15 protein-coding genes and 1 pseudogene are annotated in these 25,065 nt (G+C 63.6%); 4 read left to right on the forward strand and 12 right to left on the reverse strand.

All coding sequences use genetic code 11. The annotated features are described in order from the left end of the window. The first annotated feature begins 42 nt into the window (after positions 1-42). Positions 43-6,267, forward strand: a complete 6,225-nt coding sequence (locus ABEG21_RS04380) for an AIDA repeat-containing protein (protein WP_347556045.1) — start codon at positions 43-45, stop codon at positions 6,265-6,267. Between the two features lie 118 nt (positions 6,268-6,385). Here ABEG21_RS04380 and ABEG21_RS04385 read toward each other — a convergent pair whose 3' ends face one another. The 11 genes and pseudogenes from ABEG21_RS04385 to miaB form a co-directional block, all read right to left on the reverse strand. Next, entirely contained in the window at positions 6,386-7,255 is an 870-nt protein-coding gene (locus tag ABEG21_RS04385; RefSeq protein ID WP_347556046.1) for a SprT family zinc-dependent metalloprotease, read from the reverse strand. Next, positions 7,242-8,048 (reverse strand): lysophospholipid acyltransferase family protein, encoded by an 807-nt coding sequence (locus ABEG21_RS04390; protein ID WP_347556047.1) that lies wholly within the window; start codon positions 8,046-8,048, stop codon positions 7,242-7,244. Before ABEG21_RS04390 ends, ABEG21_RS04385 begins: the two co-directional genes overlap by 14 nt. Before the next feature lie 10 nt (positions 8,049-8,058). Then, on the reverse strand, positions 8,059-8,676 hold the full coding sequence (gene gmhB, locus ABEG21_RS04395; protein WP_347556048.1) for a D-glycero-beta-D-manno-heptose 1,7-bisphosphate 7-phosphatase: 618 nt from the start codon (positions 8,674-8,676) through the stop codon (positions 8,059-8,061). Between the two features lie 39 nt (positions 8,677-8,715). Beyond that, entirely contained in the window at positions 8,716-10,869 is a 2,154-nt protein-coding gene (gene glyS / locus ABEG21_RS04400; protein ID WP_347556049.1) for a glycine--tRNA ligase subunit beta, read from the reverse strand. 124 nt (positions 10,870-10,993) lie between these two features. Beyond that, entirely contained in the window at positions 10,994-11,935 is a 942-nt protein-coding gene (gene glyQ, locus ABEG21_RS04405) for a glycine--tRNA ligase subunit alpha (RefSeq protein WP_347556050.1), read from the reverse strand. A gap of 142 nt (positions 11,936-12,077) precedes the next feature. Further along, complete coding sequence (gene lnt / locus ABEG21_RS04410) at positions 12,078-13,880, reverse strand: apolipoprotein N-acyltransferase (protein ID WP_347556051.1); 1,803 nt, start codon at positions 13,878-13,880, stop codon at positions 12,078-12,080. Next, the gene (locus tag ABEG21_RS04415; protein ID WP_347556052.1) at positions 13,880-14,782 is read right to left on the reverse strand and encodes a transporter associated domain-containing protein; all 903 of its coding nucleotides are present in this window, start codon (positions 14,780-14,782) and stop codon (positions 13,880-13,882) included. The genes lnt and ABEG21_RS04415 overlap by 1 nt, the downstream gene beginning before the upstream one ends. Positions 14,783-15,070: 288 nt before the next feature. Then, a complete protein-coding gene (locus tag ABEG21_RS04420) occupies positions 15,071-15,874 on the reverse strand; it encodes a gamma-glutamylcyclotransferase (RefSeq protein WP_347556053.1) in 804 nt (267 codons plus the stop codon). Beyond that, on the reverse strand, positions 15,855-16,388 hold the full coding sequence (gene ybeY / locus ABEG21_RS04425; protein WP_347556054.1) for an rRNA maturation RNase YbeY: 534 nt from the start codon (positions 16,386-16,388) through the stop codon (positions 15,855-15,857). The genes ABEG21_RS04420 and ybeY overlap by 20 nt, the downstream gene beginning before the upstream one ends. A gap of 225 nt (positions 16,389-16,613) precedes the next feature. Next, positions 16,614-17,792, reverse strand: a pseudogene (locus tag ABEG21_RS04430) (PhoH family protein); the annotation flags it as partial. A gap of 135 nt (positions 17,793-17,927) precedes the next feature. Then, entirely contained in the window at positions 17,928-19,271 is a 1,344-nt protein-coding gene (gene miaB / locus ABEG21_RS04435) for a tRNA (N6-isopentenyl adenosine(37)-C2)-methylthiotransferase MiaB (protein ID WP_347556621.1), read from the reverse strand. 858 nt (positions 19,272-20,129) lie between these two features. Between miaB and ABEG21_RS04440 the strand changes: the two genes are divergently transcribed. Then, a complete protein-coding gene (locus ABEG21_RS04440) occupies positions 20,130-20,978 on the forward strand; it encodes a ferritin-like domain-containing protein (RefSeq protein WP_347556622.1) in 849 nt (282 codons plus the stop codon). Beyond that, on the forward strand, positions 20,962-21,588 hold the full coding sequence (locus ABEG21_RS04445; RefSeq protein WP_347556055.1) for a hypothetical protein: 627 nt from the start codon (positions 20,962-20,964) through the stop codon (positions 21,586-21,588). The genes ABEG21_RS04440 and ABEG21_RS04445 overlap by 17 nt, the downstream gene beginning before the upstream one ends. A gap of 158 nt (positions 21,589-21,746) precedes the next feature. On the opposite strand, the gene ABEG21_RS04450 is transcribed toward ABEG21_RS04445, so the two are convergent. Further along, positions 21,747-23,369 (reverse strand): DEAD/DEAH box helicase, encoded by a 1,623-nt coding sequence (locus ABEG21_RS04450; RefSeq protein WP_347556056.1) that lies wholly within the window; start codon positions 23,367-23,369, stop codon positions 21,747-21,749. 891 nt (positions 23,370-24,260) lie between these two features. On the opposite strand from ABEG21_RS04450, the gene ABEG21_RS04455 reads away from it, so the two are divergent. Next, positions 24,261-24,941 carry a response regulator transcription factor gene (locus tag ABEG21_RS04455; RefSeq protein WP_347556057.1) on the forward strand — a complete coding sequence of 227 codons (681 nt, stop codon included), beginning with the start codon at positions 24,261-24,263 and terminating at the stop codon, positions 24,939-24,941. Positions 24,942-25,065 lie beyond the last annotated feature (124 nt).

Consider the following 25,065-nt stretch of genomic DNA (forward strand, 5'->3'; position numbering starts at 1 on the left):
TCGAGAAAATTCGACAAGCAACACTGATAAGCATTCCTTAATATGAAGCCCCTTTCGTATCGCCGCAGGTATTGTGTCCACACCTTCGGCCGGCGGCCGCAACGCCTTGCCGGGCTGACCTACGCGATGCTGGCGGGCGCCGGACTGATCAGCGTGTTCTTTGCGCCCGAGCACGCCTATGCGGATACGGTCGCGGCGGGACAGACGTCCTCCGGCGGTTCGGTATCCAATGGCAATCCGCAGTTGGTGTACGGCACCGCAAACAACTACTCGGTGTATTCGTCCGCGACGCAGACGGTTTTCGCCGGTGGCGTCACCAGCGGAACGACTGTCTACGGCACGTCGGGGACGCAGGTCGTATCCAGTGGTGGTGTGGCGAACAGCACCACCGTCAACGGCTATTTCGCAAATCAAACCGTATCGAGCGGTGGCGTGGCGAACAGCACGACCGTCCAATACGGTAGCCAGTCGGTTCTGGCTGGCGGTCATGCCACCGGCACCACGATCGGCAATGCCGGAAGCCAGACGGTCGCAGCGGGCGGCACGGCCCAGGACACCGCGGTGAGTAGCGGTGGGCGGCTGTATGTCAGTTCAGGAGGTGTTGCAAACAACGTCAATCAGAGCAGTGGCGGCGCGCTGATCACCAATACGTCGGCGACGGTCAATGGCAGCTCGGTCAATGGAACGTTCACGATCTCGGGCAATCATGCGAGCAATGTACTCGTCGAGAACGGCGGCTATCTGACGGTGCTCAACGGCGGCTCGGCAGATGCGACGACCATCGGTCGTTCGGGAACGCTGGAAGTGTCGTCAGGCGGCTCGGCAACGAACGTCGATCAGTTGGCCGGCGGGGCATTGGTGACGGACACGTCGACAAGTGTGAACGGGTCGAGTACGGCTAGCGGCAGTTTCTCGATCAGCAACAATACCGCGACGAATGTCGTCGTCGATGCAGCGGGTCGACTGACCGTCCTGAGCGGCGGCTCGGCGAACGAAACCAGCGTGCTGAGTGGTGGCACCCTGGTGGTCGGCTCCGGGGGCACCGCCAACGACGTCGATCAACGGAGCGGCGGCGCGTTGCAGACCACGACCTACAACACGGTCATCAGTGGCACGAATCGCAACGGAACGTTTTCGATCAGCGCCGGCTCGGCCAGCAATGTCGTCCTCGAAAACGGTGGCTATCTCGATACCGTCGGGGCGACCTCGTCGTTCGATACGACAGTCGGTTCCGGCGGCTACCAAACGGTCGAGAGCGGTGGCGCGGCCAGCAACACGACAGTGCAGGCCTACGGTCGCCTGACCGTGGCCGCTGGCGGTAGCGCGACAATGATATCGCGAGACAACAACGGATCGATCGTCACGAATACGTCGGCCACGCTCGACGGCACCAACACCGCCGACGGGACGGATTTTTCAATTGCATCGAATGCCGCGTCCGGTCTCGAACTGGAGTACTACGGCTCGCTGACCGTGTCGAGCGGCGGCACGGCGACGTCGACGACGATCGCGTCTTCTTCGACGATGCTGGTGAACAGCGGCGGCAGTGCGACATCGACAACGATCAATGGCACCGGTTCGGCCACGATCGCCGCCGGCGGTTCGGCTTCGGCGGTGGCGCTCAACTCGGGCGGACGCTTGTACGTGTCCGGTGGGGCGACAGCGCTGGAGGTGACGCGGGCCGATGGCGGCGCGCTGATTACCAATACCTCGGCGACATTGGCAGGACACAATGTCTCGGACGATACGGACTTCGCTATCAGCGGTAACGTTGCGACCAATGTCGTTATCGAAAACAGTGGTTCGCTGATCGTCAATAGTGGTGGCGTCACCAGCAACACGATCGTACGAAACGGCGGCACGGTGACGGTGGCCGTTGGTGGCGTCACGCACGCAACGACGATAAGCGGCGGCGTCACGTCCAACTTCGGTGCCGAGTACGATACTGTCGTCTCCGGCGGGTCCGACGTGACGGTTGGGACCGCGTCCGGCACACTCGTCGCCGGGGGCACGCAGTATGTCAGTGGCACCGCGACGGCGACCACGATCACCGGTGGCTCGCAATACATTTCCGCAATGGGAACGGCGTCTGGCACGACCCTGACGTCGGGATCCCAGTATGTGTATGGCGCCGCGACGAATACGACGGTCAACGGCGGACAGCAAAGCGTCGGCAGCGGCGGTCGCGCGACGTCGACGACCGTATCGGCCCACGGTACGCAAACGGTCGCATCGGCAGGGTCGGCTAGCTCGACCACCGTCGATAGCGGCGGCATGCTCAATTTGGCGGCCGGCGGCACGGCAACCACGCTGGTCGTCAGCAGCGGCGGGGCCTTGATCACGAACACCTCGGCGACGATGACGGGGACGAATGCCGACGGGCAGGCAATGTCGATCGCCGGCGTATCGGCAACCAACCTGATCCTGGAAAACGGTGGCGCGCTGTCGGTGCTGTCGGGCGGCCAATCGACTGCAACGATCGTTCGCTCCGGCGGCACTGAAACGGTGGCCAGCAGCGCAACGGCGCACGGCACCACGGTCAGCAGCGGTGGCACGCAATCGGTCAACGGCGGTGTCGCCAGCGCGACGACGGTCAGCAGTGGCGGCACGCAGACGCTCAACTATGGTTCGTCGATTGCGACCGTGCTGGACGGCGGTTCGCAGGCACTGAATGGCGGCACGGCCACGAATACCACGGTCAATGCGGGCGGCGTGCAGACCGTTGCCGGCGGTATCGCGTCGGGCACGACGGTGAATGCCGATGGTAGGCAGACGATTACCGCAGGCTCGGCCATCGGTGCGGTCATCGAAGACGGCGGCCAGCAAGTGCAAAACGGCGGCACGACGATCGGCACGACTGTCTCCAGCGGCGGCGCGGTCACCGTGAATGCGGGGACGGCGTCGGGGACCGCGCTGCTGGAGGGCGCGACGATGTCGATCAACGGCGGTCAATCGGTCGGTACCACGGTGAATGCCGGTGCCGAGCAGACAGTGATCAGTGGCTCTGCATCGTCGACCACCGTGCTGTCGGGCGGGCTGTTGACAGTGTCCGGCGGCACTGCCGTACAAGCGGTGCTATCGGGTGGCACGGCGAATATCGGCAGCGGCGGAAAGGCGTCCGGAACGACGATCCGCGCGGGCGGCGTTCAAACCGTTGCCAGCGGCGGCCTGGCTTCCGGCTCGGTCGTTTCCTCCGGTGGCGTGCAGAGCCTGGAGGACGGCGCGACTGCCTCCGGCACGGTCATCGCGTCCGCTGGACAGGAAGTCGTGTCGTCCGGTGCATCCTCTTATAACGGCACCGTGCAAAGTGGCGGTTTGCAAGACGTCTACGGCGTGACGAGCGGCATGCTGATCGCCGGTGGGTCGCAGCACCTCTATGACGGTGCAAGTGCCATTTCGGGGTCCGTGACTGCCGGAACGCAGTATGTCGACGACGGCGCGGTGGTATCGGGCACCGTCATCTCGGGGACGGGCGTGCAGTCCGTCATGAGCGGCGGACAGGCAAACGGCGTGACGGTCGGCGGGGGTTCGCAAATCGTGGCGAGCGGGGCAAGCGCCGATGCCACGACCATCACGGCGGGCGGTTTGCAAACGGTGGCGGGATCCGCGACGAACGCCGTCGTCAGCAGCGGCGGCACTCAGACTGTCAGCGGTGGTGCGGTATCGGGAACCACGGTCGCCGGCGGCACGCAGATCGTCTCCTCGGGTGGCACGGCGACGTTGACGACACTGACCGGCGGCAACCAGATCATCGGTGCAGGCGGTTCCGTCACCTCGACGACATTGACTGGCGCGACGCAAACGATCACGTCCGGGGGCGTTGCCACCAGTACGATGGTGAACGCCGGCGCGACGCAGAACGTCTCAGCCGGTGGTGTGGTGAGCAATACGACCGTGGCAAGCGGCGGCATACAGAATGTGCTGAGCAACGGTGTGGCGTCGGCCACCACGGTGGGCAATGGCGGCACGCAAAACGTCGCGTCTGGTGGTACGGCATCGGAAGTTCATGTGCAAAGCGGGGGCCTGCAGACGATCACCGACGGATCGATCGTCACGGACATCACCGTCGAATCGGGCGGTACCCAAGCGGTGCTGACGGGTGGCACCGCGAGCGGTACCGCGGTGAGCAGCGGCGGAACACAGACTGTCAGCTCGGGCGGCACGATCAACACGGCCGTCAGCGCGGGTGGGACGCAAACGGTGGCGGACGGCGGCGTCAGCACCAGTGCGACGGTCAACGGTACGCAGACGGTGAGCGGGACCGGCGTCGTCTCGGGATCGCAAGTGTCGAGCGGCGGCAGCGTCATCGCCTCGTCCGGTGGCGTGGCGACCGGCACTGTCGTCAATAGCGGCGGGACCTTGTCGGTGCTAGGCGGTGGTACATCGTATGCGACGATCGTCAACAGTGGCGGCCTCGAGTATGTCGACGGCGTGATCGAAGGCTATGCCTACGGCACCACGGTCAATAGCGGCGGCGTCCAGGAAGTCGCGTTCGGCGGTTATGCGAGCGGTACCACGGTGCACAGTGGCGGGGTACAAACGGTCGATTCGGCCGGCTCGGCCGTGACGACCTTGCTCGATGGCGGCGCGCAGATCGTGTCGTCCGGCGGCTATGCCAGCGCTACGACATTGCAGGCCAATGCGACGCAGACGATTCAAGCAGGGGGCTATGCGACCGACAGCATCGTGGGCTCCGGAACGCTCATCGTCTATGGCACGGCCGATGCGATCACGACGGCGAACGGTGCAACCATTACCGGGACCGGCGTCGTCGATTCGGCTTTGACGATGAACAGCGGTAGCACGCTCGTGGCGAATACGATCGGCAGCGGTTTGACGGTGCAAGGCGATCTGACGCTGGCGTCCGGCTCGACCTATGCCGTGTCGAGTAATGCGCAAAGCCAGAGTGGCGTCACCCAGGTGTTGGGCAATGTGACGCTCGGAAGCGGTGCCACGCTTGCCATTACCGCGCTGTCGGGCGTCTATACCGCCGGCCTCACCTATACGGTGCTGACCTATACCGGAACGGAGACGGGGACGTTCGGTACCGTGACGTACAACCTCGCCTATCTCGATCCGATCGTGAGTTATTCGGGTGGGACGATCTCGTACACGCTGAAGGAAGTCGCCGATTTTGCGCGTCCGGCGGTACGCACGAATCAGGCGGCGTTCGGTAACGCGTTGACGCTGGCTTATCGCAGCAACCGTCTCGATCCGATCGCGCTGCAGTTGCTGCCGATGACAAACGATCAGGCGCGAGCCGCGTTGACGTCGCTCTCCGGTGACGAAGCACTGGCTTTCACGCAGATGGCCGAACGCCGGATGAACAGTGCGCAGTACGCCGTGTCGGATCGCCTGTCTCTGGTCGCGCCGGCCGCGCAGCGTAGCGGTGACAGCGGCGCGGTGCCGACGTCGCGTGATGCGTGGGCAAGCTTCAGCCATGACAGCACGCGGGCCGGGGGCAGCGACACCAGCGGGACGGGAAGCTATATCGATCGGACGTTCGCCTTGTCATTCGGGCATGACCGCCAAGTCTCGGAAAACCTGCGCGCAGGGGCCGGTATCAGTGCGAACGATGACACGGTCAGCTATGGCGATCGCAGCAGTAATGCGCGTCAGGACGGCGCGCAGCTGATGCTTTACGGCGTGTACACGCCGTCGGCGACGCCATTCTTCATCAAGGGCGTTGCAAGCGTGGGTTGGTGGGAGAACACGCTCACGCGTAATCCGACGGTCGGATCGTTGACGGGGCGTACGCGTGGTTCCTTCGACACGACCGGTGAAGCGTTGTACCTGGAAGCGGGAATGACCGTGCCGACCGCGTTCGGTACCGTGCAGCCCTATGCGGGCGTGAGCGGCGGCCGTTACCAGCAACAGGGTTTCGCCGAATCGACCAGCGCGGGGAGCAGTGTGATGGATCTGCGCTATAACGGCACCCATACCACTGCCATGTCGACGTTGCTCGGTGTTCGCTACGCGCATTCGGGCATCACGTTGGGCCACAGCGCGACGTCATGGCAAGCCGACGCCGGCTGGGTACATCGCTTTGGCGCGCAAGCGAACGCCTTGACTGCCGCCTTGGTCGAAGCACCCGCGTTTGGTTATCGCATCGAGGGGACGAAGATGGATAGCGATCAGATGCGCTTGATGCTGGGCGGTACGGTGTCCTTGACCAAGTCCGCGTCCGTGACGTTGAAGGCCGGCACGCAGATCGGAGCGCATACCCATGCGTACGGTGTGAGCGGCGGCGTGAAGTGGCAGTGGTAGTCGGGCCGGCTTCGGCGATAGTGATCCGTCGCCGAACGCGAGGTGCCGCAGGAAAATAGCGAGAGGGGCCCGGAGCGCGGATCGAAAGGCGCGCGATCCGGGTACTTCAAGCCATGTATCACCAATGCGGCAGCCAATCCGCCGTCGGTCCGCGCAAGCGTGCGCGGCGTTCGCCGTAGTCGGGCATTTCCCGCGCGACGATGGCCCAGAAGCGATCGCTGTGGTTCATTTCGCGCAAATGCGCTAGTTCATGAACGACGACGTAGTCGAGCAGCGTCAGCGGCGCATGCGCCAGGCGCCAATGCAGGCGAATCTGGCCGGTGCTCGAACAACTGCCCCATCGCGTTCTTGCCGACGACAGACCGACGGCCGCATAGCGCACGCCCATCCGGGCGGCATAATGGTCCAGCCGCGCCGCGAATACGCGCCTGGCCTCACCCTGTAACCATCGAAACAGCGCCAGTCGCACCGCGGCTGGATCGGACGGGTCGCGCAACATGATCGTCAAGGTCCGCATCGTCGGTTGCGCCAGGACTTTGGCGCTGCCGCGACCCGCGCCGCTCGCCATGCCGATGATCCTGAGCTGATACGGCTCGCCGAACACCGGGAAGGCCATTCCGTCCTGCCATTGGATCGGGCCGGACGGCTCCGCTTCGAGTTTCGCCAGCCAGTTATCGAGCTTACTGACGATCCAGTGCTGCTTCGACGCGATGGCCTCGTCGAGCACGCTCAGAGTCAGCCGCAGCGGTGCCGTGACGGTCAGCCCTTCGCGATCGATGACGAAGCCCACCGTACGTCTCGCGGAGCGTTTCAGCGTGTAGTCGATGACGCGGTCACCCAAGCGAATCTGACGTCGCTGGGCCGCGGCGGGCGCATGCCCGCGTGGCTTGGTTGCGCTCGGCGTTTCGCGTCCGCCTGCATCGCCGGCACGACCGGTCGTGCCGCCGTTCGTGCCGTTTCCGCGGCGAAAGAGATCAAGGAGTCGCATCGACGGTCGGCGTGACGGCGGACGTTGTCGCCGACGTGGCACGGACGCCCGATGCCGAGGGCGTGTCGGACGGATAGGCCGCGGCATCGATGCGCCGCATCTCGGCTTCGATCCACGCCGCCACTTCCGCGTTGAGCTCGTCGTTGCTGCGGCCGGCCGTCGAAATCACCGGGCCGATCGACACGGTGACGAGCCCCGGCGTCTTGACCAGCTTGTTACGCGGCCAGACGCGACCGGCATTGTGCGCGATCGGCACGATATCGGCACCGGTGGCCATCGCAAAGCGGCTGCCGCCGGATTTATAGACGCCGGTGACGCCGGTGGGCGTGCGCGTGCCCTCCGGGAACATCACGACCGACGAACCATCGGCGATGCGTTCCTTGCCCTGACGGATCACCGACGCGAAAGCGCGCGGCCCCTGCTTGCGATCGATATGAATCATCTTCAGCAGGCCGAGTGTCCAACCGAAGAAGGGAATGTAGAGCAGGGAACGCTTGAAGACATAACACTGCGGGCCGCGCAGCAACGCGGGGATGGCAATGGTTTCCCAGGCCGACTGATGCTTCGACAGCATGACCACCGGTCGGTCCGGTAGATTTTCTGCGCCGATCACACGGTATCGGATGCCGCAAATCACGCGCGCGCCATCAATCACCAACTTGCACCAGACGCTGACCATCGACCAACGCTGATGGGCATTCAACAGCATGAAGACCAACAGACACGCTATTGCATAAAGCGGGGTCAACACCACCATATATAGCAGAAACAATACGGAACGCAGCAAGCGCATGACTCCAACCTCAATCCACGTGATGCGCCAGAAAATCCAGCGCGAATTGCCGCAGGTCGTCATGGATGCGCGTACCCGGCGGCAGTGCATGGGTCGCGCTTTTCGTGTCGGCATCGGACAAGGTTTTCTCTCCCTTGCCGGTCTTGACCAGATGCGGTATGAAGCCTGCCGCGGCACCGCTTTGCAAGTCGCGCAACGCATCGCCGACCATCGGCACTTTGCTCGGGTCGTTGATGTCGTACCGCTCGGCAATCTCCGTCAGCATGCCCGGCAATGGCTTGCGGCACCCGCAGGCATCCATATTCGTATGCGGGCAGAAAAATACCGCTTCGATCCGCGCTCCGGCCGCAGCCGCGGCACGATGCATCTTTTCGTGGATGTCGTTGAGCATGGCGGTATCGAACAGGCCGCGGCCGATGCCGGACTGGTTTGTCGCGACGACTACCCGATAGCCCGCGCGGTTCAGCCGCGCGATGGCTTCAAGGCTGCCCGGAATCGGATGCCATTCATCCGGCGACTTGATGAAAGCGGCGGAGTCATGGTTGATGACGCCGTCGCGGTCGAGCACGACCAGCTTGCGGCCGTGCGCCGCGCCGCGCTGTCCGTCCTGATTGCCATATGCACCCATAGATCCTCCGCCTGGATAAGCCCCGCCGCCCGATGCGCGTCAGCTGGCCAGTTTCGAGATGTCGGCCACCGCGTTCATCGCGGCATGCAGGTCGCGCAGCAGGGCGAGCCGGTTAGCCCGCAGCGCGGGGTCCTCGGCGTTGACCATCACGTCATTGAAGAAGGCGTCGACGCTGCCACGCAAACCCGCCAGCACCGTCAAGGCCTGCGCGTATTCGCCGGCCGCACGGTGCGCACGCGCTTGCGGCGCGACACGCTGCAAATCGTCATACAGCGATTTTTCCGCCGCTTCTTGCAGCAGTGCCACTTGCACACCGGACTCATCGGCCGATGCGTTCGAGAGCGCGCCGTCCTCCGATTTCTTCAAGATGTTGCCGATCCGCTTGTTGGCTGCCGCGAGCGCGTCGGATTCCGGCAGCGCCGCGAAGGCACGCACCGCATCGAGACGGGCGATCACGTCGTCGAAGCGCGTCGGCGCGTCGGACAACACTGCTTCGATTTCGTTCGACGCATAGCCGCGATCACGCAACAGCGGTCGCAAGCGGTCGAGGAAGAAGCCGTACAACGCGTCCACCGGGTCCGTCACCGTGGCTATCGATGCGAACGGCGCATAGGCGGCGCGGAGCAGGGCGAGCAGATCGAGCGGCAATTGCTTTTCGATCAGGATTCGCAGCACGCCGAGTGCGTGTCGACGCAAGGCAAACGGGTCTTTTTCACCGGTGGGTGCCAGGCCGATGCCCCAGATACCGACCAGCGTTTCCAACTTGTCCGCCAGCGCCACGACGGTGCCCGTTGGCGTGGTCGGCAGCGTATCACCGGAGAATCGCGGCTGATAATGCTCCGAACACGCGAGCGCGACCTCGTCCGCTTCGCCGTCGTGACGGGCATAGTAGGTGCCCATCGTGCCTTGCAGTTCCGGGAACTCGCCGACCATATCGGTGATCAGGTCGGCCTTTGCCAGGCGCGCCGCACGGGCCGCCATGGTCAGGTCCGCGCCCATGCGCGGCGCGATGGACTCGGCGATCGCCACCATCCGTTCCGTACGCGCCAACTGCGAGCCCAGCTTGTTGTGATAGACGACATTGCCGAGCAGCGCGACGCGATCGGCCAGCGGCTTCTTCTTGTCCTGCTGGAAGAAGAAACGCGCGTCGGCCAGGCGCGGCCGAATCACCCGAGCGTTGCCCTCGATGATGTCCTGCGGCGTTTCCGTGTCGATATTCGATACCACCAGGAAGCGCGACCGCAGCTTGCCGGCGGCATCCGTCAAGGCGAAATACTTCTGGTTCGTCTGCATCGTCAGAATCAGACACTCCTGCGGCACCTCCAGGAAGGCTTCATCGAACTGGCAGGCGTAGACGCGCGGCCATTCGACCAGCGCCGACACTTCGTCGATCAGGCTTTCCGGCATCACGACCTGGTCGCTACCGGCGATGTCGTGCAATTGCCGCACGATCGATTCGCGACGCGCCGTCTGATTTGCCACCACGCGACCTTGCTGTGCCAGGACATCGGCATAAGTGTCGGCATTGGGCAGAACGATATCGCCGCTCGACAGGAAACGATGTCCCAGCGTCGCGCGGCCGGCCGGTAAACCGAATGCCGAAACCGGCACGATCGCCTCGCCGTGCAGGGCCGTCAGGCGTTTTACCGGACGCGCGAAATTGACGACTTCGACCTTGCCCGGTGTGTAGCGCTGATAAGTCATCATTTTCGGCACCGGCAGCTTCGCCAGTGTATCCGTCAGCGCCGACTGAAGGGCGTCCGCCAGAAATGCGCCGGGTGCCGTGTAGTTCAGGAACAGCGCCTCGGCCTTGCCGTCCGGCGCCCGTTCGAGTTCGTCGATGCCGATGTCGGGGAAACCCAGCGCTGCGAGCTTTTTCGTCAGCGGCGCCGTCGCCTGGCCATTCGCATCCAGCGCAACCTGTACCGGGAGCACCTTCTGCCGAACGCGTTGCTCGGCGCCCTGGGCGCGCACGCCTGGAATCAGGACGGCGAGCCGGCGCGGCGTGGAGAAGGCGGTGTAGACGGGGCCGCTGCCCGAGGGCGCGGCCGCGTCGGTGTCGAGCAGATGCTCGGCGGCCAGACGGGTGGCAATCCCGTTTGCAAAGGCTTCGCCCAGCCGGGCCAGCGCCTTCGGCGGCAGTTCCTCGGTCAGGAGTTCAACGAGTAGCGTGGCAGTATGCGTCATGGTCATTCAAGAATCGATCCGGGACCGGAGCAAGCCCGTCCATTAATCCGTGCTGCAGCGGCATGAAGCGCGCAGCGTTGTCCGTCGCCGCGCGTCGTCACCGTAGGTCGGCAGCGGCGGACGCGCGGGTTCAGGCCGCTTTTGGCGGCGCGGCAGGCGTCATCAGCGCGCGTGTTTCGGGCGGCGCCATCGGGAAGCCGAGGGTTTCGCGCGACGTGTAATAGGCCTGCGCGACGGACCGTGCCAACGTTCGGATGCGGCCGATATACGCAGCACGCTCGGTCACCGAGATGGCACCGCGGGCATCGAGCAGATTGAACGTATGGGCGGCCTTCAACACCATTTCGTAGGCCGGGAGTGCCAACGGCACTTCCATCAGCTTCTTCGCTTCGGCTTCGTACTGCGTGAAGAAATCGAACAGCATCGGCGCATTCGCGTGTTCGAAGTTGTACGTCGACTGCTCGACTTCGTTCTGGTGGAAGACGTCGCCGTACTTCAGAACGCGTCGCTCGCCGTTCTCTTCCCACTCGGTCCAGACCAAGTCGTAGATATTCTCGACCTTCTGCAGATACATCGCCAGGCGCTCGATGCCGTACGTGATTTCACCGAGTACCGGCATGCAATCGATGCCACCGACCTGCTGGAAGTAGGTGAACTGCGTCACTTCCATCCCGTTCAGCCACACTTCCCAGCCCAGTCCCCAGGCGCCGAGCGTGGGGTTCTCCCAGTCATCTTCGACCAGTCGGACGTCGTTTTGTTGCAGATCGAGTCCGAGCGCCTTCAGCGAACCGAAATACAGTTCGATGATGTTGTCCGGCGCCGGCTTCATAACCGTCTGGAACTGGTAGTAATGCTGCAGACGGTTTGGATTTTCGCCGTAACGGCCGTCTTTCGGCCGACGCGAAGGCTGCACATAGGCGGCGCGCCAATGTTCGGGACCGATCGCGCGCAGGAACGTGGCGGTGTGCGACGTGCCCGCCCCAACTTCCATGTCGTAGGGCTGGAGGATCGCACAGCCTTGCTTGTCCCAGTACGACTGCAAGGTCAGGATGATTTGCTGGAAAGTGAGCATGGAAAAACGAAAAACGTCAAAAGCGGTCGGGAGCGGCGTGAGGCGGCTCGGAAACCCTCGATTCTAGCCTCTTTCACCGGGTCCCGGCCTGGGATATTCCGGCCGACAGGCGCCTGGGGCGTCTGTCGGCGACCGTGGGCGTCTAGACGCGTCGTTTCCGGCCGGCGAAGAACGTGCCGAGCAAAACGAGCAGGGACACGATCAGAACGGGCACATTACCGAAGCGGATATAGGGCGTGGCGCCTTGCATGCCCTGCACCGTGGCGTCGAGCGCGCCGACCGTTTCCGTCGGCAGTCGCGCTTGGACATCGCCGTTTGCATCGATCGCCGCCGTCGTGCCGGTGTTGGTGGCGCGGATCACCGGGCGCTGCATTTCCAGGGCGCGCATGCGCGAAATCTGCAGATGCTGATCCAGCGCGATCGTGTTCCCGAACCAGGCGAGATTCGTCGAATTGACCAGCACGCCGGCCGGCAGCGCCTGGCCACGCAGATTGGCGGCGATTTCCTCGCCGAACAGATCCTCGTAGCAAATATTCACGGCGAAACGCTCGCCCTTGACGACGAATGGCGGCTGCACCGGGTTGCCCCGCGCAAAATCGCCGAGCGGAATCTGCATCAGATTGACGAACCAGCGGAAGCCCCACGGGACGAATTCGCCGAAGGGCACCAGATGATGCTTGTCATAGCGATAGAGCAAGGGCTGCCCGGGGCTCAGTCCGAACGTTGAATTCGTATAGGACGGATGTCCATCGCGCTCGATGACGCCGGCAGCACCGAGCAGAATCGACGAGCCGGTGCGATCGACAAAGGCGCGGGTGGCTTGCGCGAAGGCTTCCGGGGTGTCGTTGATCAGTATCGGCAGCGCCGTTTCCGGTGTGACGATCAGATCCGCCGGTTTCGCCGTGATCAGCTGCTGATACAGCGCCAGGGAATGATCGAGCCCCGATTGCGAAAACTTGATGCTCTGGCCGATATTCCCCTGCAGCAAGCGCACCGTCAGCGGTGCGGTATCGGGATGGGTAAAGTGCAGCCAGCGCCCCCCGATGCCGAGTGCGACCAGCAGCACCGCCGCGGCGCCACAGGCCAGGCCGGTCGCGTTCGCATGGCGGCGCGCGCCGGCCACGCACTGCGCCAGCAGCGCGCCACAGGTCGCGGTGACGAAACCAACCCCGTAGACCCCGAGCAAGGAAGCGAGGCCGTTGAAGGGGCCGTCTACCTGGGCATAGCCGATCGATAGCCAGGGAAAGCCGGTGAACACGGTGCCGCGCAGCCATTCGCCCAACGCCCAGGTCGCGCCGAACAAGACGGCCGACAGGACAAGGCGCGCGAAGCGGCGCGCGCGCACCGGCCGGGTGGGCGTGCGATCCAGCCGCAGCGGACGCCACGGCAGGCCGCGAATCGGCATATTAAAAGCCGAGAGATCGGCGTCCGATACCTCGTTCGCGGCGTCCGGGTTGCGCGAGGCGGCCAGATTCAATGGGCCGACCGATGCCGGGTCATTGGAGAGCGGCGTCGCGACGAACCATGCGCCGGAGGCGAGCGCCGGATACACGGCGAGATAGGCGGAAAACAACACGACGGCAGCCGCGGCCATCGGCGCGGGCATTTCGCCGTAGTGATGCATGCTGATGTACAGCCAATACAGCCCGCTGACAAAGCTGCCGAGGCCGAACAGAAAGCCGGTCGCCAAGGCGCTCAGGCGATCGCGCGACAGCGCCAGCAAGGCGAACAGGACGGCGAGCAGCGGCAATTGCAGCCAGCCGCCATGCGGCATCGGCGCGAAGGTGAGGGTCGAGACGCCGCCGAGGGCCAGCGCACCGACGCTGCGGCGCCAGCCGATGCCGGCCAGCGCGCCGCGTATGCGCGCCCAACGGCTCGGACGCCGCTGCGTCGACACGCCGGATGTCGCCGGTTGGCTGCCTGTATCCTGGTTTTTGCGGCCCATCAGTCGTCGTGCACCTGACCGTCGGCATCGTGTTGCGACGGCTCGGGCAAGCGCGTCACCAGCAGCACGTGCAACTGCCGGGCGTCGCCGCGCAGGATCTCGAACGAGAAGCCTTCGATATCGACCGTTTCGCCGCGATGCGGTACCCGGCCGAAGCGATGCGTCACCAGGCCGCCGATCGTATCCGCTTCCTCGTCACCGTATTGCGCGCCGAACACCTCGTTGAACTGCGAGATTTCGGTCAGCGCGCGGACGCGGTAACGGCCGTCCGGTGCCGCGATGATATTGTCCTCTTCCTCGTCGAAGTCGAATTCGTCTTCGATATCGCCGACGATCTGTTCGAGCACGTCCTCGATCGTGATCAGCCCGGCCACGCCGCCGTATTCGTCGACGACGATCGCAAGGTGGTTACGGTTCACGCGAAAATCGTGCAGTAACACATTCAGTCGCTTGGATTCGGGGATGAAGACGGCGGGCCGCAACATGGCGCGGACATTGAACGCCTCGCGATGTTCCGGGGCCTCTTCCTTGTAGAACTGGAGCAGGTCCTTGGCGAGCAGCACGCCGATGACATTGTCGCGGCTGCCTTCGTAGACCGGATAGCGCGAGTGCGCCTTGTCGAGCATGAATGGCAGGAAGGTATCCGGCGATTCGTCGATATTGATGGCATCCATCTGGGCGCGCGGCACCATCACGTCGCGTGCGCTCATTTCGGCGACCTGGAAAACACCCTCGATCATCGACAAGGAGTCGGCGTCGATCAGATTGCGCTCGTGCGCATCCTGCAGGATTTCGAGCAGCTCGGCCCGCGAATCCGGTTCCGGCGAGATCAGGTCGGTCAGCCGTTCGAGCAGGGAACGGGGTTTGTCAGGGGTGCGTCTACTAGGATATGGGTCGTTCATGGTGGAGCGTCGCCGTCGGCGGCACATCTCGGCACCGTGATGCGCAATGCCGCTCCCCACGTTGGCGGGCAGGCAGGCGCAGCAGCAGTCGGACGAAGGCGGCCGGGGTGTCTGGACGCAATGGTGACGTTCAAGACTGGGAGCATACACTATCGGCGACGTTCGGCCAGAAAAGCGCGCACTCGGCCGAATCGCATGTCGTCTCGGTCAAGGACGAGGCCGAAAACATCGGGTTTTAGGGCTTCCCAGGCTGTTTTTTCGCCGGACGTCATCATCGCGTCATATTGATCAGGCCTGACGCTGCACGCCTTCCGCCGTCCGTTCGGCACCGTCGGTCGCTTCGTCGTCATTGCCGGCGCATTGCGTCGTCGACCCGCAGCGGCTCAGCAATTGTTCCAGGTGCTTGTCCGGAATGCCGGCTGCGCGCAGCGCCAACACTGTTTTCTCGACATATTCCCGCGTCGTGCCATAAGTGCCGCGCGCTTCGCGCAGCACGTGGCGCAGCACCGCATCGGGCAGCGTGCCGGCATAGGCGGGGGAGTCACGTTTGATGACGAAGCTGAGCGCCCGGATGCGCCGGCCGTCGATCAACCGGCACGGCAACCATGCGGGGCGATAGGCGCCTAGGGACATTTCGCGTTGCCACAGCGTGGTCAGATGCGCGGCGCTGTCGTCGTAGGGGAGGCGGAATGCCATGCCGGGACAGGAACCGCCACGGTCGATCGCGAGCACGAGGCCTGGTTGCTCGACGGTGCCGCGGTTGCGCCGCGACCACATGAACAGGCCGCGGTGATAGCCGTGGACCTGTGCCCGCACCGTCTCGATCACCGGCAGGCCGGGATTCCAGATCAGGGAGCCATAGCCGAAGATCCAGATGTCGTCGGGCGCCGGATGCGTGGCGAAGGCCTGCGCGCGCGAGGCGTCCAGTTCCGCGTCCGAGAGATAGACGACGGCGCCGTTCGGCGGGGGGTAGATGCCGGCCAGGCCCTCGCCGCCCGCGCCACTGTCGAGCGCCTTGCGTGCCGCGGCGTCGGTAGGAAGGCCGGTGCGATCGGCGCCGCCGATGATCGCTTCAGGCGACGGCTTCTTCATCGGCGTCCTTTCCATCGTCGGCATAAGGGTCGGGGAAACCTAGGCTTTCGAGCAGTTCGGTTTCGATGCCCTCCATCTCCTCGGCCTCGGCCTCGTCTTCGTGGTCATAGCCTTGCGCATGCAGGACACCATGGATGATCAGGTGCGCATAGTGCGCCAGCAGCGGCTTGCCTTGCTGCTGCGCTTCGCTTTCGACCACCGGGCAGCACAATACGATGTCGCCGGTCACCGGGTCGTCTTCCGACTCGGCATACGCGAAGGTCAGCACATTGGTCGCATAGTCCTTGCCGCGATAGCTGCGGTTCAGCGTCTTGCCTTCGTCCGCATCGACGAAGCGCAGCGTCAACATCGCATCGGCGAAAAGCGCGGTTTCGACCCAGCGCTTTACGGTCGCCTTGCTCAGCAGCTTGCGATGCGCGGCAAAAGCCGGCGCGGCAAACTGCACTTCCAGTGTCAGCGCTGGGGGCACCTTGTCGATATCGGCTGCGCCCGGGGGGGCGTCTTCGAGGGTCATATCGGTATCGGGGTCGTCGTTTTCGTCAAGCGCGTCGCGTTGCGGCGCACACCATCAATGCGGCGACGGCACGTCGCTGCGTACGACGGGCGTCGTTGGTGCGGGGTCGCCGGCATCCGACGAACGGTCCGCGTGTTGCGCACTTCGATCCGGGCGCGCACCGCGCGATCCGGACTCGTGGTGGCCGCCGCGTCGTGAGGTGCCACGTCCGTCCGGGTGATCGCGCTCTTCCTGCTTGGCATGCGCCTCGTAGGCATCGACGATCCGTCCCACCAGCGGATGGCGTACGACATCGACGCTGGTGAAACGCGTCATCGCAATCCCGCGTACGTTGCCCAGCACTTCCTGCGCGTCCAGCAGGCCGCTGCGATGGCCGCGCGGCAGATCGACCTGTGTCGTATCGCCGGTCACCACGGCCTTCGAGCCGAAACCGATCCGCGTCAGGAACATCTTCATCTGCTCCGGCGTCGTGTTCTGCGCCTCGTCGAGAATAATGAAGGCGTGATTCAACGTCCGCCCGCGCATGTAAGCAAGCGGCGCGATCTCGATCATCTGCTTCTCGAACATCTTGGCGGTGCGATCGAAGCCGAGCAAATCGTACAGCGCGTCGTACAACGGCCGCAGATAGGGGTCCACTTTCTGCGTCAGATCGCCCGGCAGGAACCCCAGCCGTTCGCCGGCTTCGACTGCCGGCCGCGTCAGCACGATTCGTTTGATTTGATCGCGTTCGAGCGCGTCCACCGCACAGGCCACGGCGAGATAGGTCTTGCCGGTGCCCGCCGGACCGATGCCGAACGTGATGTCGTGCGACAGGATCGCTTTCAGATAGGCATGTTGCGTCGGGGTGCGACCGCGCAGATCGGATTTGCGCGTGTGCAGCACGATCGCATCCGGCCCGAGGTGCGTCGGCAACGCGTGCGGGTCGGCGTCCGCCGCGACCGGGGCAATCTGATCGCGCGCGGTCAACTCGACGGTGGGCGGCAGTTCCGGTCCGGTCGGATAGCGCGTCTGTCCGGTGCGTGCCGCGCCGCGGCCGGCCACCGACGTCCGGCTTTTTGCCGCGGTCTTGTTTTCTGCCTTGGCCGCTCCGCTTGCCTGTCCCGATCGGGACGTCCTGCCGGCGGGCAAGGTGGTCACCATCCCGGTGTGGCGCGCTTCGACCAATCCCAACTGCACGTCTTCCAGCGATAACGGCACGCGTGCGCGGTTATAGAAGTTTTCCAGCGCCGCGACGGCCGTCTTGGCATTCCTGCCTCGCACGGCAATCCGGTGGCCACGCCGTGCCAGCGTGACATCCAGGGCCTGCTCGATCTGACGCAGGTTCTCATCCAGCGGTCCGCACAGGTTCGCGAGACGCTGATTATCGTCGCGCGGGGCGGTGAATTCTTCTTGGGCGATTTTCAACGCGAGACAGCCATCCTTTCCACATAAAGAGATCGCGGGCCGACGTCGGTCCCGCGATTGCATTATTACACCGCGCCGGCTTGTCTGCCCGGTTTTGGGACCGCCCTGCCGGCTGCGCGGTCTTGAAAAAAAGGATCAGGCCAAAGGCGGCGTCTCGTCCGCGGTGATGATCTGGCCCCGCAGCGAGTGCGGGAAGGCCTGATCGATATACACGTCGATCATTTGCCCGGTCAGGCGCGCATGGGAGGCGAGCGGGGCCGGGAAATTCACGACGCGGTTGTTCTCGGTGCGACCATGCAGTTCATTCGGATCCTTGCGCGACGGACCCTCCACCAGAATCCGCTGCACGCTGCCGAGCATGCTGTCGCTGATGCGTCGAACATTGGCTTCGATCGTCGCCTGCAGGTGCATCAGGCGCTTCAGCTTCACCTCATGCGGCGTATCGTCGTGCAGATTCGCCGCCGGCGTGCCGGGGCGGGGGCTATAGATGAAGGAGAAGCTGGTGTCATAGCCGATATGCTCGACCAGGGCCATCATCTTGTCGAAGTCGTCGTCGGTCTCGCCGGGGAAGCCGACGATAAAATCCGTGGACACCGACAGGTTCGGGCGAATCGCCCGCAGCTTGCAGATGACCGATTTGTATTCGAGCACCGAATAGCCGCGCTTCATCGCCATCAATACGCGGTCGGAGCCGTGCTGAACCGGCAGATGCAGGTGATCGACCAGTTTCGGCACCTTTGCGTAGGTGTCGATCAGGCGCTGCGTGAATTCCTTCGGATGCGACGTCGTGTAACGGATGCGTTCGATGCCGGGAATATCCGCGACCAATTCGATCAAGCCGGCGAAGTCGATCTTTTCCGCGTCCGCGTCATGGGCCAGATCCTTGGACAGCGGCGCCAGATAGGCGTTGACGTTTTGCCCCAGCAACGTCACTTCGCGTACGCCCTGTTCCGCCAGCTCGGCGATTTCGGTCAGCACGTCGTCGAGCGGGCGCGATACTTCCTCGCCGCGCGTGTAGGGCACCACGCAGTAACTGCAGTACTTGCTGCAGCCTTCCATGATCGAGACGAAGGCACTCGGCCCTTCGACACGCGCCGGCGGCAAGTGATCGAATTTTTCGATTTCCGGAAAGGAGATGTCCACCTGCGAGCGCCCGGTGTCCCGACGCGCGTCGATCATCTTCGGCAGCCGATGCAGCGTTTGCGGTCCGAATACCACGTCGACATAAGGGGCGCGGGCGACGATCGCCGCGCCTTCCTGGCTCGCCACGCAGCCGCCGACGCCGATGATCAGGTTCGGATTCTTTTCCTTCAGCATCTTCACCCGGCCGAGTTCCGAAAACACCTTCTCCTGCGCTTTCTCGCGCACGGAGCAGGTGTTGAACAGGATGACGTCGGCGTCTTCGGGCGTCTGGGTTTGCACCAGACCTTGGGCAGCGCCCAGCACGTCGGCCATTTTGTCCGAGTCGTACTCGTTCATCTGGCAACCGTAGGTCTTGATGAAGATCTTCTTCTGGTGCGGGACCGCGGCGGCGACGGTGTCGTCGGCCAGGTGCGCCAAGGAAGCCGGGCTGGCATCCTGCAGGGTGTGGTTTTGCGTTGTCATCGTGGGGGCGCCGATCGCAGTGGTTGACCTGGGGGCGTGTAAAAGTAGGGGTGAAACGTACTGTGCTGCTTCCATTTTCGGTAGCGGGCGCGCGGATCCGATCGCGGACGCGGTCTCTGGCAGCACGGCGAGGAAATCAAACGGGAGATTATAACGCCATGCGCCCGGCAGATCGACCGGGACGCCCCTCCCGCCGTGCGGCAGCAACACGTGGGGTAGGATGGGTGGGCATACCTTATGCTTTTCGCGTCGCCATTAGATGCCGCGGTCCTTCAGTTCGATGAAACGTCGCCGATGGGGAAATAGCCGTACGCGAAGCACGGCGATGCCCGCGTCGATGCGATGCCATAAAATAATGTAAAACGCGGCAATAGCGCGTGAAATTTTTACCAGTCCGTCGAATATGACTGAATGCTTTCAAATGCTTACGGTTATTTAACGACGGATACGCGAATTTCGCACCGGATTAGGAACCGTTGATCTCCCAAAGGTCATAGGGTGTAACGCGCGTTCGTCCAAATTTCTTTATGATGGCGAAGATGGATCTGAAGGCAGACAGATGAAAGTTCCGTAATCGTCGCGCGCGACGCGGCGGCGTCGCAAGGCACCGGTTCCTGGCCGCACCGGACGACGCGTGGAGCACGTCAGTCGGACCGACAGCGTCTCAAGATCATCCTGATAAACCATTCACGCGCTCGCCATGCGGGTGGATTGAGAAAAGACATGCAAGACATGGCTCTCGGAGGCAGCAAAGTGCAAACCGGACATGTTCCACCGCTACCGTGGCGACTCGAGGATATCGACTTTGCGTCGATCCAACCCGAGGTGGTCGCCCGTAACGAGGACCTCGTCGCGCTGTTGTGCGCGTCATCGTTCATCGAAAGCGGCTCTGATCTCTACAGCCGAAACCTAGTCGAATATTTCGCCGGCGATCGCGAGGTGGAGGATTGGCTCAACACGAGCTGGGAAGCGGAGGAGCTTCAGCACGGCCGTGCATTGAAGGCGTATATCGCTTACGTCTGGCCCGATTTCGATTGGGATGCGTCGTTCGCGCGCTTCTTCGACGAGTATTCGAAGACCTGCTCGATCGAAGAGTTCGAGAAGACGAAAGCGCTGGAAATGGCGGCACGCTGCGTGGTCGAGACAGGCACGGCCACGCTGTATCGCGCGATCAACGAATGTACCGACGAGCCGATCCTGAAGCAGTTGACGTCGAACATTCGCGCCGACGAAGTGCGGCACTACAAGCATTTTCTGCAGTATTTCAAGCGCTATAACGCGGCCGAGAAAAACGGGCGCTGGAAGGTGCTCGGTGCGCTGGTGCGCCGTGTCATCGAGATCAAGAGCGAAGATTCCGACATCGCGTTGCGCCATGTCTTTGCCGAGCGTCACCACACCGAAGCGGTCGATACGCCGCAGTATCGTGCGATGAGTGGCCGCGTGAATCGTCTGGTGCGGCGCAATCTGTCGGCCGATATGTGCTTGAAGATGCTGATGAAACCGCTCGATCTGCCGCGTAAATTGCAGTCGACGATTCAGCCGCCCCTCGCGGGGGTGCTCCAACATGTTTTCTTCCGCTAAGCCGGGCAGCAGCCGGCACGCGGTTAGCGACTTGGACGGTTTGGCCTCTGCCTTACGCTTCGCGATGGCCGACGGCGATCCGGCGGACCGCTTGCTTACTGCGGCGCCGCGCGCCCCGATGGACGCCGTGGCGGCCGATGGCGGCGATGGAGTCGAGCCCGACGGCCCCCAGTTCACCTTGTCTTTGTTGACGACCGGCACCGATGGTTGGCCGGTGACGTCGTTGCTGGGGCCCGGCGAAGTGGTCGTGATCGACGCGGTGCGCGTGCGCATCGCGCTATGGTCGTCGGCGCGCGCCAACGGCAATCTCGCCCGCGAGGAGCGTGCCACGCTCGACTTTATTTTCGAGGGCTGCTTTTTTCAGCTAAGACTGCGCTCCATGGGCCATGCGCCGCTGGTGCTAAGCAAACGCGCGCGAGCGGATGCCACGACGTCGACCTTGGTTTGCCATGAGCTGCTTCTGGTGGAGGGGGAAGCCCAACGCGTGCCCTATGCCGAGCTGACCTCGGGTATTCGGTATCGCTTGACCGGCGATGCCACGGCGCGCGCCGATACGGCCGAGCGGTGGCGTGCGCAGCAGGCGGCACTGGCGGCGTTTTCCTGGAGCTGAGTGGGAGCAGGGTGCGGCACACGTTTGACGTATCGCCAAAGCAAAAGCCGACGAATGAATCATTCGTTGGCTTTTTTGTTTATGCGCGTCCCGCATGCGTTGACATTGCAGGGAGACATGCCGGCCCTCTATCGAGAGGGCCGTGACCGGTTCACCGCTTAGGAGCGGTCGCCTCGGGCGCCGCGCGATAGCAGCGCGGCATTGCGCGGGGCGCTATTGGCCAGCGCCCCATTACCCTGACGCGGTGCGCGGGGCTGACCGCGATCGGCGTTGTCGGCGTGGGCCCGCGGTGCTCCACCGGCATGGCCGCTATTTCCATTCGCCGCCGGACGGGGGCCGCGTGTTGCCGCACCGTTCTGCGGCTTCGGCGCGCCGCCGTGGCGCGCCTGATTTTCCGTGCGGGCCGGCCGGTCGGCGCGATCCGCTGCCGGGCGGCGGCCGTCTTGGGCGCCACGCGCGCCGGTGTTATTACCCTGACCGTCGCGGCCTTCGTCACGCGTGCCGGCATGCGCGCCCGGCAGGCCGCCGTCACGACGCCCGTCGCGCTGGCCATTGCGTTGGCCGTCGCGGGCACGTTGCGGCGGGCCGCCGCGTTGACCGCCGCCGCCCGCGCCGCGCTTCTGGATCGGCTCGGGTTTGATCGTGGGATCGGGTTCGAAGCCTTCCAGGATTTCTTTCGGCAGGCTGCGGTTGATCAGCTTTTCGATATCGATCAGCAATTGCTTTTCGTCGATGCAGACCAGGGACCAGGCTTCGCCCGTGGCGCCGGCACGGCCGGTGCGGCCGATTCGGTGCACATAGTCTTCCGCGACATTCGGCAAATCGAAGTTGACGACGTGCGGCAATTGGTCGATATCGATGCCGCGCGCGGCGATATCGGTGGCGACCAGCGCCTGCAGCGTCCCATCCTTGAATTCGGACAAGGCCCGGGTACGTGCGGACTGGCTCTTATTGCCGTGGATCGCCAGCGCACGGATGCCATCGCGGTCCAACTGTTCGGCAAGACGGTTCGCGCCGTGCTTCGTGCGCGTGAAAACCAGCACCTGGAACCATGCATTATCGCGAATCAGCTTCGTCAGCAATTCACGCTTGCGTTCGCGGTCCACCAGATAGACGCGTTGGTCGACCGTTTGCGCCGTCGTGTTCCGGCGGGCCACCTCGATCGTTCGCGGTGCATCCAGCAATCCGGCTGCCAGCGTCTTGATTTCATCGGAGAACGTCGCCGAGAACAGCAGATTCTGTCGCTTCGGCGGCAAGACCGCCAGCACCTTTCGGATATCGCGAATAAAGCCCATATCGAGCATCCGGTCCGCTTCGTCCAGTACCAGGATCTGAACGTGCGACAGATCGACGGTGCCTTGCGACAGATGGTCCAGCAGACGGCCGGGCGTGGCCACCAGGATATCGACACCCCGGCGCAATTGATCGATCTGGGGATTGATGCCGACGCCGCCGAACATCATCATCGATTTCAGCTTCAGGTACTTGCCATAGCTGCGAACGCTTTCTTCGACCTGTGCCGCCAGTTCACGCGTCGGAGCCAGGACCAGCGCGCGAATGACCGGCTTACCGGCTTTGGCCGGCAGACGCGTCAGGCGTTCGAGCAGGGGCAGCGTGAAGCCGGCCGTTTTGCCGGTCCCCGTCTGTGCGCCGGCGAGCAGGTCGCCGCCTTCGAGTACCGCCGGAATGGCTTGCAGCTGAATGGGCGTGGGCGTCGTGTAGCCCATATCGGCAACGGCGCGCAGGATGGGTTCGGATAAGCCGAGTTCGCTAAAAGACATGAATTTTCGTGTTTCGCCGGTTCGTCGCAACAGGTGCGCCAATCTGGAACCGGTCGAATGATGGGTCGCGCCATCCGCGTTGACTGGAACCCGCGGATGGCGAAAAAAGGGGCGTCGCAATCGTATGGCGACAAATACGTCGAAATACGATGTCACACGGCGCATGTCCGGCTGGGGTGCATTGCAGCGATGCACGCCGGCATGGACGATCAATCTCACTGTATGACGCAGTGGTACTCCTTGGGCGCAACGCAAGGCGCTATCGGGAGCGGGACACGACGGAAGTCGGGTGACAGCGCGCGTCTTACGCACACTGCTTGGAACCCGTGCGCGTCTCAGGCGCACCGCTGATTTCACGACGGCGCGCTATCGCATGGAAGGCGCGCGACGACGAAGACGACGAACAACGTGCTTTCCGCAGCGAACAGCCGATAACCGTCCGCTTCACCGCGCGTCGTTACCGATCCTCACGTCGAGCACATGGCCGTCCTGCAAGACATCGGTAATCTGTGTCGACACGCAGCGGAACACTGCTTGTCACGGCCATTAGAGTAGCAGTCAGACCCTATAAAGCGCAACCGATAAGCTCGACCATCGCGCGATCCAAGAGGCTTTCGCGGGCCTGTCGACAGCGATATGCAGGCGGGCCTCGGCTTTGATACGACCGTTTAATTGGCAACGATTCATTGGCAACGATCGACCCAGTTTATTTGTATTGGCAACTGAAGCAGGGCGACGCGGCGCGCCACCACGGGGATTGCGACGAAGGATCAGACTTTTCTGGTTTCTCTGTCGATCGCTTGGATCACCGACAGGCGCTCGCGATAATGCAGCGGGCAACGACGATCCGTCGTATTGCATTAGATGTGATAACACAGCGACGAGGTGACGATGAACGGGGACCCGGGAAATGCGAAGGCGAGGGCATGGCGCGTGGTGCTGGTGGACGACCATCCGCTGGTCCGGGAAGCGTACGGCGCGATCATCGATGCACATCCCGATCTGACGGTGCTCGCGAGCCTGGCCGACAGTGCATCGCTGACGCCGGTATTGCGGCGTGGCGGCGTCGATATCGTGCTGCTCGATCTGCAATTGTCCGATGACGACGTTGATGGCATCGCATTGATCCAGCGCCTGCGCGTGCGCTTCCAGAGCATACGGATCCTGGTCTGTTCGGCGCTCGACGACATCGTGACGACACGCGCCGTATTCAGCGCCGGCGCGCACGGCTTCCTGTCGAAGCGCCAAGCGGTCCGGGATACGATCGATGCCCTGTATGCGGTGGCGGCCGGCAAGCGCTACGTTACCGGGGCGACCTATGACGGCAGAGAGTGCGCCGCGTGGCAGGCGCCCTCCGACGTGGCTGCGCCGTCGCCGCGTGCCGCATTGACGGCGAAGGAATGCGATGTCCTGCGATGTTGTCGTCAAGGTTTGTCGCCGACCAAGGCGGCCGCGAAATTGAAACGCAGTGTCAAGACCGTCAGCGGACACAAGATGACTGCCTTCCGAAAGCTGGGATACGAGACGGAAGTGGCGATGCATTACGCCTGGCCGCGCGCAAAGGATCGCTGAGGAACGACGCGTTTCGCGTGGCGTCCCGCTGTCCCGGTCCGCTGCACGCGGGTCAGGGTTCCCCCGATGCTGAAAACCAGCATTGCCTAAGCGGTCTGTAACCCTGATAACCAGCATGGATCGC

Source organism: Robbsia sp. KACC 23696, assembly GCF_039852015.1.
Taxonomy (GTDB): Bacteria; Pseudomonadota; Gammaproteobacteria; order Burkholderiales; family Burkholderiaceae; genus Robbsia.